The following is a 12,191-nucleotide window of genomic DNA, read 5'->3' on the forward strand; positions in this document are numbered from 1 at the left end:
GCTTAACTAATAATATAGTACTGACTAAGTTGAAAATAGCACTGAATTTAAAAGCAGAAGAGCTCATTGAGCTGCTTAATAGCGTTGGTTTTTGTTTAAATAAGGCAGAGCTTAGTGCATTTACGAGAAAGGTGGGCCACAAGCATTACCGTGAATGCAAAGATCAAGTATTACGTAATTTACTACAAGCAATTGATAAAAAGTATCACGTAGCTAGAACATCTAAGTTTGAGGAAAAAGTGCCTCCTTCGAATAGTCATGGGGATAAATACAAAGCAACCGATAAAGCTAAAGGTAAAACTAAAGTAACTGAGCAATATGTTGATGGTGCAAGACCTAATGTTAGTGCCCTGTATACTAATCCAAAAAGTGTGAGTAATAAAGTACAACCTGCACGGAAAGTATTAAAGCTTAAACCGGAAGATATTTATAAACAATCTGGTAAATAAACTTAATTTATGTGTTATGAATAAACCACTTAAAGCCCATAATCACTGCTTAGCTTCCCCAGTGTTGGTCATTTATTCCTGAAAAAATATTCCTATGCGTTTATTTTTGTTTTATTGAACTTTTATCAGTTTATCATTGCTATTGAAATATACCATTTCTAACGTACAAGCAGCACTATAAAAAGTTAGTCGAGGATAAGTCATTGCTGATAAGTGGTATTGATGCTTACAGGCTTGGAATGAAGATGAAAAATAAAAAATAATAGTGCCGTTTAATTAATGTGTTTTACTTTTTAAATTCAATAGTTTTCGATATATGTATAAAGGTTATTTATATTCATATGTACCGTTTAAATTATTCAGAGATTAATCGAAAGCTTGATGTAAATCAAAACTGACATAGTATGGCTTGCTAGAATTAGATGGTTGGGGATTCTTATTGGTTGTTTAATCATAACAACCATTGAACGAAACTACTTTAAGCCAAGAGAGATAAACACTGTGTCAGATATTAAACAGAACGTACAAATAGATTCACAAGAAAAACCGATAGTGTATTCTTGCTCTGGTTGTTCTAATTTAGCTCAAATGGCACATAATATTTCATTAAATCTTGATGGTGATGGAATAGCTGAAATGTCTTGTGTTTCCGGTGTGATTGGTCAAGTGGAACCCCTTCTAGATTTGGCTCATTCCGGACGACCTATTATCGCTATTGATGGTTGTGGATTGTCTTGTACAAAATCTTGTTTAAACGTTGCCAGTATAACCCCTGATTATTATTTTCAAATCAGTGACTTTGGTTTTGAAAAACGAAGTAAATGGGATGACTCATTAACAGAAAATACAATTGCAATGAAACGTATTTATGAACAATTATTTGCCGAAGGTATTGGTTTCATCAATCCAAAAAATTAAGTGCTAAAACCCGTAGTAAGTAGGTGAATGGTAAACTTACTGATGCATTAGAAAATTTTAAGTTTATAAGCGATCTATTTTATATATATTAATAACTAACCCATTGTGCATATTGTTCATTGCCCGCTAATGCTGCTTGACTCCCTTTTAATGAAAAATGATAGCCGCATAAGGTAAAGTTACTACGAAATGCAAGTGCTTGAACAAGTGCTTTGCTATCTAGTGGTGAAAAATACGCAAAGTAGCTATTCTGTTTTTTGGCGCTATCACTAGCCGTACTTTCTATTTGTACTGATAATGTCCTTAGTGTTTCGCCTTTATCAAAAGTGATTACTTTACAGCTGTCATCTCCTAGTGCTGTTGTTTGTGACCATAAAACAGTATTACTCACCTCGTCAGCTTGCCAGTTAATGCTGATACCTCTATATTCAGATAAATATAAAGTATAGTTGTCAGGCATTGATAATGGATGGTTTCTAGTAAGGGACAGCTTATTATTGGTTACTTTTTGACTTGGATTGATTTCATCCAATGGGTTTTCTGGTGTGTTAAAAAAATCTAACAACCAATAAGTAGTTAATGCAATAAATATTAAGCCCAGAGCCGCAGAAAAAAATAAAGGGGGAGATATATTGTTCAATATTTTTAAACGAATATTTTCACCCCAATCCCCTTGGTTATTAGACGATTTTTGATTCGAAAATTATTGTTTTCATCGGCCGATAATGTTGTACAAATCGAATTATTGCCAATGTTTAATGGTTGGTTCTGAATGAATGTAGGTTCTATACGTTGTTTTTGGTGCTTTCTTTGTGTTGATTCTGGTTGGTACTCTTGCATGTTGATAGGCCCATAATAACCCAGGGTAAAATTGAGTTTCTTATTGCTTGGGTAGGTCAAAAATAGAGTGGAGCAGAGGATGGGGATTATAAATAAATAATAAGTTGTAGACTGCTCAGCAAACATTGTGATTGTTGCTACTAGCACAAAAGTTAGACTTGGTACTATTGTTAAGTTTCTATTCAGTCTAGCATCATGTAGTCGCCTTAGCGTAGTTAAGCTGAGCACTGAAGTGAATAATATTAAAAATAAAACAAATATAAAAGTGTTGCCTTTAAATACAGGCGTTAATAAGATGCACAGAATGTATATAACGTTGCTTATCGCAAAAAATCGTGATCTATTATCATAACCGCGAAAGCAAAAAAGTGATCTAAAGAACTGCACTATATCTCCTTATTTTTAGAAAAGTGATTTGAAAATAATTCATATAAAATACTTAATCAGGCTTTAAGTTTCTTATCAATGTACGCGATAAGGTGGAATTTCAACATTGTCTAATTTTAGCCCGTATAAACTCAATGTTGCATTATTGCTTGATTCACCGTCACCACTAAATTCTACATCGAATATGCTAAACCAAACCGCCCCATGCTTTTTACTAAAATGTAACCGGCTAGAACGCCTGGCTATGGCAATAAATTGTATGTGGTTTTGTTCGCAATATTGATTAGCATGAAATAACGCTATCTCTGATATTTTTCGCAAATAAATAAAATACCAACAAAGTAAAAAAATTAGTAATAAGTAATAAATGTTTTCCATGGTTTTTAAGTTACCTTGGTTGGTTTATAGGTTTAGCATAATATCTGTAAAGTGAAGCTAATTAAATAATTGACCTATCGCATGTGATAATTTACCACTACGAGAGGGTGAACGGATACACTCAAGAATAATAGGGCGTATAGTAGGGATTGCGACTAAATCTTTAAAAATACTAGTAAACAATGTAGCGTCTCCACTGGTAAGTAAATGTTCAAAAAAGATACTTATTGTTTTCGGCTCAGAAAGTGCGGGCCAACATCTGCTTGAAAGTGTAATGAGTAATTCTGGTGCGACACTTTGTTGTGCTAATAGTTGATGAATAAATTGTTTTACATGCATATGATGACAATTACTAGCTAAACTGCGAATTAAATGCTGTTGTGTGTTTATAAGCGATTCACTTTGCTTTGGACTACTATTAGCTGCTTGTACGTTGTGTAGAAGTAAACTCAATATAGCGTTAACCAGGTCTACTGAAAATGATTCATTTTCTAATGCACTACACAATGGAAATAAGACTTCGTTTGGAATGTGAGGAAGTGCGCTTATCAATGTTTGACTGTTATTTTTGTCATTAATTCGCACAGCAAAATCAGTAATCCCCTGTACACCAATTTCCTGCCATTTATCCCAGTTAGTCATGCCACAAATATATTCCACAAAGGGCGTAAAGTGCTCGCTAGGCATCTGTTTTAATGCATATTTTATTTTACTATTTAATGAGGCTAATTTGTATTGTGCGGGTGTAAATAAATAAGGGTTATTTTTAAGTAGCTCTGTTTGTTGTTCATTTGCATCTTGAGTTAAATCACTTCCAAGTGCCTCAATAATAATCGCGATAAAGTGATTTCTTGCACCTTGATTTAATAAACCTCGTTCATCAAGAGGTAGTTTTAATAACCACAAATATGGTTGAGTTGATTTTTTTTGCCAAAAAGTTATCGCAAAACAAGCATGACCTTGAGATGGTGTGGGGTAGGGGATTTTGTTTGATTCTATTTTATCGAATTGTGTTTTGGGTATTTTTTCTATTTTTCGACCTACATCATAAAAATTAAACTGTGAATTTGACGAGTGAAGTAACTGAGAGATGGTGTCGATAGTATTCATAACTAGAAATAGTAAACCAAAGTAAAGAAGGATTGAGTCTGTGCGTCATTATAGAGATAATGTTCTTATCTAGCAAAATAATAAATATTCTTATGTCTACCCAACTTTATTCTCATATTCCTAACAAACCCATACTCACTATTCTATATCAGGATGATTATTTGGTGGCTGTTGATAAGCCTCCAGGGCTATTTGTACACCGTAGTTTTATGGACAAAGATGAAACATATTTCGCATTACAATTAGTTCGAGATCAAATTGGCAAGTATGTATACCCCGTACATAGGTTAGATAGACCAACATCTGGAGTACTGTTATTTGCGTTAACAAAAGAGGTTGCTCAAAAAATGAATGCGGCATTTGCTGATAAGTCTAATGAAGTAAACACTAGTATGCAAAGGGGGCAGGTTCAGAAGTAACATGTGATGATGAAATAAGTCATAAAAGTCAGTTAAGCAAAATTTATTATGCGTTAGTACGTGGTCATTTATCGATAAGTGAGCAAAACACTTTGATAGATCATGCAATTAAAGAAAAACTGGACAAACTAGGTGATAGGAATGTAAACCGTGATAAAGCGCCGCAATTAGCTCAAACCTATTATAAGGTGCTCAAACAGGCAACTCTTAATATCCCACTAGGAAAATTTGATAGTGTTCGATATTCATTAGTAAGGTTGGAGCCTGTAACCGGTCGACGTCATCAAATTCGCCGGCATTTAGCACATTTACGTCATCCCGTCATAGGCGATATAAACTATGGGGATAATAAACAAAACCCATTTTTTGTTGAAAATTTCGGTTTTAAACGTTTAATGCTTATTGCTAAATCCCTTTCTTTTAGTCATCCAGTAACCCATGAAAAAATAACTATTAATGCAGAGTTTGATAAGCATTGGCACCAGGTTTTCAATGTGCTCAAATGGTCATTTGATTAAATATAAGCTGATTAACGAACGTGTAAATTTAGAACATTATATGTCTTGGATATGAGTATCGAACGACCAAAATTCCACACCATATTAGCCATCACAGTGACTTTAATTTGGTGCAGTTATTATTACTGCATTTATATCTTGAGCAATAAGGTTGCTATAAGCGTTACTGGTCCTATAATTTATTTCATCAGTGCCTTTATCACCTTTAACTGAAACGCCATAATATGAAGAATAGTGGCTGTAATTTACTCTTTCTTGTTCAAAAGCGAGCATCATCGCTTGATCAGGGCTTACAGGCCTATTTAAAAGAGCCATCATTAATTGATGATCCGTACGTGGTGTTTTTTGAAAAACCTCTTCATTTACAGCGTTTAATTGTACGTCATCCAGTTTGTCATTCGTAAACCCATATGTATGGAAATAGCTATTTTCTGAAAAGCTTTTCGTATTAACCTGTTTAGTAGAACTGCAAGCAAATAAAAAAGTACAGAATAATAAACATAGGCTACTTTTAATAGCAACCGAATGTAAATCTCGGATATTTAAAGAATACATAATCAACCTTCACAGCAAAAATAATTTCCATAACCATGAAAAGCAAATGCTATGCCAACAAGATTGTTGACATGTGTAGAACGATTGCTTAATTCTTTAACTTACTGTAAATTAATATTAAATAACAAGGATCGTAAATTAAATTTATAATGGGAAGTCAAAGAACACACCAAATATAAAGTTAAGATATACATACCACATAACCGTCAATTTTTTGTTGTTTGCCAAAATAAAAGTCTTTAGAAGTGTTATATTTTCAGCTTAAAATCTTTCGATAATATTAGTGATCAGTGTCGCAGCCTTTTCGGGTTGTTCAAGTGGGAACATATGGCCACCAGTAGTGGTTGTTAACTGGATTTTTTTATTTAGTTTTGCGAACTTTCTAAAGAAACTATGTGGACAAACATCAGTTTGTTCTGCATATATTAGAGCAGCGGGTAATGTTAGTTTATTCTTATAACTAGAGAGGTTTTCGGCTAGGTTTCTGAAAATATCAGCTTCAACTTGTGCGGAAAAAGCTAATACTAATTGTTCATCTTTTTGGATAATGCCATGGCTTACATAGTCAGCTAAACATCGTTCATCAAAGTTTTTAAATAGTGAGCGTTTAGAGAATAGTTTTGCTACGTCTGTGCCTAATGGCCAAGCTGTTCTTCTTACTATAGCTTTACCCGAAGGACTAAATTTATCTATGAATCGTGTTTTTTTAAAAATTTCATCATGAATGCTGTACTGCCGGTAATAACGGGGGGATCCAACATAATTAAACCGCTGAATAACTCAGGTTGCTGACAAGCAGCAATAAAGGAAATAACACCTCCAAAGGAATGTCCAACATTAATAACTTGTTTTTGCTGATGAACATCTAACTGCTGTTTTACAAAGTCGATTAGTTCATCCACTAACGGTTGCCAATTGTTTTCAACAGGATAACGTTCATCATGGCCATATTTTTCATGGGCTATAACTTGATATTTTTCTGGGAAATAGTCAAAGAGTGTTTGGTAACTGCCCTACCGGAAAGCCATTAGCGTGAACAAAATTAATAAGTGTTTGTGACATATAAGAATAATAACAATTAAAATTACTTTGGCTAAGAAGTTAAACACTTGTTTGAAATTTGTCAACATGCATTTGAATATTCATTTTTAGATAAGAGGGATTTTTAAATAAAACCCGGCAAAGAGAGTCGGGTTTTGATGATTAACTGTTTACTATAAATAAATTAGAATTCCTCCAACATATACTCTAATGAGTTTTCATATATTTTTAATTCTTTTTCGAGTTGGAATTTATCCCTTAACAGTTCAATTTCACGCCACTTTCGTTGTTTATTTGACGTGTTTTTCTCTTTTGCGGGTTGACTAACTGACTTTAACACTTGGTCTAAATTATCCATAAAAGTACCCCTAATAGATTTTCTGTAAAAACATATAAATCACTGCCCCTTTTAAATACCATATTTTTAGATTGATGCAAATAAAAAAAGCACATTTTAATCAAAAATGTGCTTTTAAAATAATCATTTAAATTTAGTTTTAATCAGTGTTTATCGCTTAAAACATTTGTGCTAATTGTTTTTCAAGTTTAACTTGGTCAATAGCAAAATTACGAATACCTTCACTGAGTTTTTCAGTTGCCATAGCATCGTCATTCATTTGCCAACGCCACTGAGCTTCAGTAAGAGCAGGCTCAACGGATGCCGTTTTATTGTCATTATTCGCGCTAAGTTTCTGAACAACTGGCGAATTACTGTTGGCTAATTCATCCATTAATTGCGGGCTGATAGTTAATCGGTCACAGCCACTAGTGATAATATTTCACCAATATTTCTGAAGCTAGCTCCCATTACAACTGTGTTGAAGTTTTTACTTTTATAGTAATTATATATTTTAGTAACAGAAACAACACCTGGGTCTTCATCGTTTGGATATTCAGTACGACCAGTATCTTTTTTATACCAATCCAGTATGCGTCCTACAAAAGGAGAAATTAGATAAACCCCTGCTTCTGCACAGGCTCTTGCTTGAGCAAAACTAAAGAGTAAAGTTAAATTACAATTAATACCCTCTTTCTCAAGTTGTTCAGCAGCTTTGATACCTTCCCATGTAGAGGCTAGTTTAATTAGAATTCGATCATTATTAATGCCTGCATCGTTATACATAGCAATTAATTTATGTGCTTTAGCGATCGAGGCCTTTGTATCAAATGATAAGCGTGCATCAACTTCTGTTGAAATACGACCCGGAACAGTTTTTAAAATTTCTAAGCCAATAAGTACTGATAATCTATCTGCTGCATCAATCACTTGCCGGTTTGTGTCATTTGATTGTTTTTTTGCCCATAATACCGAGTCACTTAGTAAATCTTTGGTATAAAGAGAGCTCTGCAGCTTTTAATAATAATGATGGGTTAGTCGTTGCGTCTTGAGGCTGAAATTTAGCAATAGCCTCTATATCACCAGTATCGGCAACAACTGTGGTCATTTGTTTTAATTGTTCGAGTTGAGAAGACGTGTTTGTCATAATAAAACCTATATATTTGTACAAAAGAATAATTGATGAATTTATATTTTGAAATGTTACTACATTAATCTCATAAATGTACCTCTTTATATGTGTCTTATTAAAATACTATTTACTTCTAATTGTTATTCTCACTTGATTTTAAGCTATGGTATAGTTTCTTATATCGAACTTATAATGAAATTGAGACGGAATATATTATGTTACTTGTTGTTTCTCCAAAAAAAATTAGACTTTGAGTCACCATTAGCAACAACGCTAACCAGTCAATCGAACTTACTTGAGCACAGTAAGGTATTAATAGAACGCTGTGTTAAGCTTTCACCTGCTCAAATTTCTACATTAATGAAGTTAAGTGATAAATTGGCGGGGTTGAATGCAGCTCGTTTTGGTGAGTGGTCTCTGCCCTTTACTGTTGAAAATGCACGTCAAGCTATATTGGCTTTTAATGGGGATGTATATACAGGTCTTGATGCTGCGTCATTTAATGTAGATGACTTCAATTTTGCTCAACAGCATTTTCGAATTCTATCCGGTTTGTACGGTCTATTAAAACCATTAGATTTAATGCAAGCTTATCGATTAGAGATGGGCACTAAGCTTGATAATGTCCGCGGTAGTAATTTGTATCAATTCTGGGGAGATATTATCACTCATGAGCTAAACAAGACGTTAGCTGAACAAGGGGATGATGTATTAATTAATTTGGCTTCAAACGAATACTTTAAAGTTGTTAATAAAAAGCTACTCAAAGCCACAATCATTACGCCACAATTTAAAGATTGGAAAAATGGTCAATATAAAATGATTAGCTTTTTTGCGAAAAAAGCACGAGGATTAATGGCTCGCTATATTATTCAAAACCAATTAACTAACGTTGAAAAATTAAAAAGCTTTGATGTCGCAGGTTATCAATATAATGAAGCGCTAACAAAAGGTAATGACTTAGTCTTTACAAGAAGACAAGAGTAAAGTTAAGTAACTTAATTTTTCATCTTAACTATATCGGCATGTAAAGCACCCCGGCTAAAGCCGCTTCAGTTGCTGATGCTTCGGATATACCAGACTTAATTGCAGTAGATATAATTTCCCGTGCCTTACTACTGTTAGATGAGTTAATAGCAATACTGACAACGTCTGTGTTATCTGGAGAAATTCTTAAGGTATCTCTAACAATACTCAGTACTTGATTAGGCAGTGCTTTTATAGCAACAACGAGAATATCAAGGATTTTTCTGGGTGACTTTTCATCGTAGCATCAACAACATGCTTTGCCATGAGTGGCTCCGCAAGAATTGCTACTCTGACAATGTTTTCTATCTCTAATGGGTCATGTAATATAGCTGCGCTAACTATTTCTTTAGCGTAGGCCGGTTCTTCACTGAAGGCAAAACTAATTATATCATCACTGCTTGCTACATTAGACTTCAACACAATATCAATAACATCAGTCATTAATGCCGGTTCCGCACGTAAAGCACCACACATAATTTGTTTGTATTCTTGGGGGTATTTAAGTAATGCTATCGATAAAACAGAGTCAATTTGTTCAGGATAACTTTTAAGTAAGGCGCTAATACTTTTTTCTATGGCATTATTTGGATTTATTTGATGTTTTAGTTGCTGTTCCAGTAAATTAGAAAGTACTTCTGTTTGGCGCAATTTTACTTTGTTACCTGAGATACTATAAACAGGAAATGAACTCACTAAACAGATTAATAATAAAAAACATATATATTTCATTGCTACTTCCAGTTATTTAATCAAATCTCTACTACATACTGATTAAATATCAATAATAAATAGAGCTATCAGAATGTAATAAGTATGATTTATGGTGCTACAAAAGCAAGCATGTACCTATTACATACATACGTTAGATGATAAAACCTACAGTTAGTTCAATTAATATGCGAACAAATAAAAACATTAAAATAATGCTTGATCCTTTCTGAAAGTTCTCTACAATGCGCTCCAGTTCCAAGGGGTTCAGCCAAAAAGCTTAACCAACTGGATGTTTTGATAGGTTATCTCGCTACTTATTTAAGTAGATAAGTTAACTTAACGTTTTAAAATGAAAAGCTTGGAAGTTTAAAAAAACTTTTAAATAAATTCAAAAAAACGTTGACATCAAAACTCGGAAGCGTATGATACGCATCCTGCTTCGGGGCAACAGCAACGAAGCAAAGGTTAATTCCAAAGTAACGAACGAATGCGATTCTTACTTATCTTCTTAAGAAGATGTTCTTTAACAATTAGTTATCATGCAATTTGTGTGGATACTCACATTAACTTGTTTTTACATAGTTCTTTAGCTTTTATTAGCGAGAACAAAAAAACGCTTTAATGAATGATGTTCACATAAATGAATACTTTTCTTCGGAAAGGTAATACTTATATATGTAATGCGATATTTACTTTGGCTTTTATAAGCTAAGTAAGTATCACGACAGAATTCATTGAGCAGTAACACATCATTATTACTTCGGTAAAAAGGGTGAGGTTACACAAACGATTTTTAATTGAAGAGTTTGATCATGGCTCAGATTGAACAGCCGGCGGCAGGCTTAACACATGCAAGTCGAGCGGTAACATTTCTAGCTTGCTAGAAGATGACGAGCGGCGGACGGGTGAGTAATGCTTGGGAATATGCCTTATGGTGGGGGACAACAGTTGGAAACGACTGCTAATACCGCATAACGTCTACGGACCAAAGGGGGGATCTTCGGACCTCTCGCCATTTGATTAGCCCAAGTGAGATTAGCTAGTTGGTGAGGTAATGGCTCACCAAGGCGACGATCTCTAGGCGGTTTGAGAGGATGATCAGCCACACTGGGACTGAGACACGGCCCAGACTCCTACGGGAGGCAGCAGTGGGGAATATTGCACAATGGGCGAAAGCCTGATGCAGCCATGCCGCGTGTGTGAAGAAGGCCTTCGGGTTGTAAAGCACTTTCAGTAAGGAGGAAAGGGATGTAGTTAATAACTGCATTCTGTGACGTTACTTACAGAAGAAGCACCGGCTAACTTCGTGCCGGCAGCCGCGGTAATACGAGGGGTGCAAGCGTTAATCGGAATTACTGGGCGTAAAGCGTTCGTAGGCGGTTGATTAAGCAAGATGTGAAAGCCCAGGGCTCAACCTTGGAACTGCATTTTGAACTGGTCAACTAGAGTACTGTAGAGGGTGGTGGAATTTCCAGTGTAGCGGTGAAATGCGTAGAGATTGGAAGGAACATCAGTGGCGAAGGCGGCCACCTGGACAGATACTGACGCTGAGGAACGAAAGCGTGGGGAGCGAACAGGATTAGATACCCTGGTAGTCCACGCCGTAAACGATGTCAACTAGCCGTTTGTGGTCTTGAACCGTGAGTGGCGCAGCTAACGCACTAAGTTGACCGCCTGGGGAGTACGGCCGCAAGGTTAAAACTCAAATGAATTGACGGGGGCCCGCACAAGCGGTGGAGCATGTGGTTTAATTCGATGCAACGCGAAGAACCTTACCATCCCTTGACATCCAGAGAAGAGACTAGAGATAGACTTGTGCCTTCGGGAACTCTGTGACAGGTGCTGCATGGCTGTCGTCAGCTCGTGTTGTGAAATGTTGGGTTAAGTCCCGCAACGAGCGCAACCCCTATCCTTATTTGCCGAGTTATGTCGGGAACTCTAAGGAGACTGCCGGTGATAAACCGGAGGAAGGTGGGGACGACGTCAAGTCATCATGGCCCTTACGGGATGGGCTACACACGTGCTACAATGGCAGGTACAGAGGGCAGCAATACCGCGAGGTGGAGCGAATCCCACAAAGCTTGTCGTAGTCCGGATTGGAGTCTGCAACTCGACTCCATGAAGTCGGAATCGCTAGTAATCGTAGATCAGAATGCTACGGTGAATACGTTCCCGGGCCTTGTACACACCGCCCGTCACACCATGGGAGTGGGATGCAAAAGAAGTGGCTAGTTTAACCTTCGGGAGGACGGTCACCACTTTGTGTTTCATGACTGGGGTGAAGTCGTAACAAGGTAACCCTAGGGGAACCTGGGGTTGGATCACCTCCTTATCTTGAAGTAAAAACGATTAATGGAATCCTCGGAT

11 protein-coding genes, 1 rRNA gene and 2 pseudogenes are annotated in these 12,191 nt (G+C 35.9%); 6 read left to right on the forward strand and 8 right to left on the reverse strand.

Annotated features, from left to right (window positions below):
* Positions 1 to 29 precede the first annotated feature (29 nt).
* Positions 30 to 449 (forward strand): DUF1456 family protein, encoded by a 420-nt coding sequence (locus tag L3081_RS28140; protein ID WP_338027200.1) that lies wholly within the window; start codon positions 30 to 32, stop codon positions 447 to 449.
* Between the two features lie 501 nt (positions 450 to 950).
* On the forward strand, positions 951 to 1,367 hold the full coding sequence (locus L3081_RS08695) for a putative zinc-binding protein (RefSeq protein ID WP_242284941.1): 417 nt from the start codon (positions 951 to 953) through the stop codon (positions 1,365 to 1,367).
* Between the two features lie 88 nt (positions 1,368 to 1,455).
* On the opposite strand, the gene L3081_RS08700 is transcribed toward L3081_RS08695, so the two are convergent.
* From L3081_RS08700 to L3081_RS08710, 3 genes are all read right to left on the reverse strand, one after another.
* Positions 1,456 to 2,007, reverse strand: a complete 552-nt coding sequence (locus L3081_RS08700; RefSeq protein WP_242284943.1) for a hypothetical protein — start codon at positions 2,005 to 2,007, stop codon at positions 1,456 to 1,458.
* A 662-nt stretch (positions 2,008 to 2,669) separates the two neighbouring features.
* Entirely contained in the window at positions 2,670 to 2,972 is a 303-nt protein-coding gene (locus L3081_RS08705) for a DUF3301 domain-containing protein (protein WP_242284945.1), read from the reverse strand.
* Between the two features lie 57 nt (positions 2,973 to 3,029).
* Positions 3,030 to 4,082: a DUF3549 family protein gene (locus L3081_RS08710; protein WP_242284947.1), complete on the reverse strand. Its 1,053-nt coding sequence runs from the start codon at positions 4,080 to 4,082 to the stop codon at positions 3,030 to 3,032.
* A gap of 92 nt (positions 4,083 to 4,174) precedes the next feature.
* Between L3081_RS08710 and L3081_RS26665 the strand changes: the two genes are divergently transcribed.
* Together L3081_RS26665 and L3081_RS26670 are read left to right on the forward strand one after the other, a co-directional pair.
* Complete coding sequence (locus L3081_RS26665) at positions 4,175 to 4,501, forward strand: pseudouridine synthase (RefSeq protein WP_274620382.1); 327 nt, start codon at positions 4,175 to 4,177, stop codon at positions 4,499 to 4,501.
* Between the two features lie 74 nt (positions 4,502 to 4,575).
* Positions 4,576 to 5,019: a pseudouridine synthase gene (locus L3081_RS26670; RefSeq protein WP_338027286.1), complete on the forward strand. Its 444-nt coding sequence runs from the start codon at positions 4,576 to 4,578 to the stop codon at positions 5,017 to 5,019.
* Positions 5,020 to 5,121: 102 nt separating this feature from the next.
* Here the strand turns inward: L3081_RS26670 and L3081_RS08720 are convergent, their stop codons facing one another.
* The 4 genes and pseudogenes from L3081_RS08720 to tal all read right to left on the reverse strand — a co-directional run bounded on the left by L3081_RS08720 (position 5,122) and on the right by tal (position 8,099).
* Positions 5,122 to 5,574 (reverse strand): hypothetical protein, encoded by a 453-nt coding sequence (locus L3081_RS08720; RefSeq protein ID WP_242284949.1) that lies wholly within the window; start codon positions 5,572 to 5,574, stop codon positions 5,122 to 5,124.
* A gap of 689 nt (positions 5,575 to 6,263) precedes the next feature.
* Positions 6,264 to 6,539: an alpha/beta fold hydrolase gene (locus L3081_RS08725; protein ID WP_242285702.1), complete on the reverse strand. Its 276-nt coding sequence runs from the start codon at positions 6,537 to 6,539 to the stop codon at positions 6,264 to 6,266.
* A gap of 260 nt (positions 6,540 to 6,799) precedes the next feature.
* Entirely contained in the window at positions 6,800 to 6,973 is a 174-nt protein-coding gene (locus L3081_RS08730) for a DUF3545 family protein (protein WP_242284951.1), read from the reverse strand.
* 157 nt (positions 6,974 to 7,130) lie between these two features.
* A pseudogene (tal, locus tag L3081_RS08735) lies at positions 7,131 to 8,099 on the reverse strand (transaldolase).
* Positions 8,100 to 8,299: 200 nt separating this feature from the next.
* Between tal and yaaA the strand changes: the two are divergent.
* Positions 8,300 to 9,071, forward strand: a pseudogene (gene yaaA, locus L3081_RS08740) (peroxide stress protein YaaA).
* A 231-nt stretch (positions 9,072 to 9,302) separates the two neighbouring features.
* Here yaaA and L3081_RS08745 read toward each other — a convergent pair.
* Positions 9,303 to 9,842, reverse strand: a complete 540-nt coding sequence (locus tag L3081_RS08745; protein WP_242284953.1) for a hypothetical protein — start codon at positions 9,840 to 9,842, stop codon at positions 9,303 to 9,305.
* Between the two features lie 776 nt (positions 9,843 to 10,618).
* Here L3081_RS08745 and L3081_RS08750 point away from each other — a divergent pair.
* Positions 10,619 to 12,156, forward strand: a 16S ribosomal RNA gene (locus L3081_RS08750).
* Positions 12,157 to 12,191 lie beyond the last annotated feature (35 nt).

It is taken from the genome of Colwellia maritima, from assembly GCF_022669015.1.
Classification (GTDB): Bacteria; Pseudomonadota; Gammaproteobacteria; order Enterobacterales; family Alteromonadaceae; genus Colwellia; species Colwellia maritima.

Coding starts and splice junctions, on each gene's coding strand:
- L3081_RS08705 (WP_242284945.1), bottom strand. CDS start 2,972: ATGGAAAACATTTATTACTTATTACTAATTTTTTTACTTTGTTGGTAT.
- L3081_RS08710 (WP_242284947.1), bottom strand. CDS start 4,082: ATGAATACTATCGACACCATCTCTCAGTTACTTCACTCGTCAAATTCA.
- L3081_RS26665 (WP_274620382.1), top strand. CDS start 4,175: ATGTCTACCCAACTTTATTCTCATATTCCTAACAAACCCATACTCACT.
- L3081_RS08720 (WP_242284949.1), bottom strand. CDS start 5,574: ATGTATTCTTTAAATATCCGAGATTTACATTCGGTTGCTATTAAAAGT.
- L3081_RS08730 (WP_242284951.1), bottom strand. CDS start 6,973: ATGGATAATTTAGACCAAGTGTTAAAGTCAGTTAGTCAACCCGCAAAA.
- L3081_RS08745 (WP_242284953.1), bottom strand. CDS start 9,842: ATGAAATATATATGTTTTTTATTATTAATCTGTTTAGTGAGTTCATTT.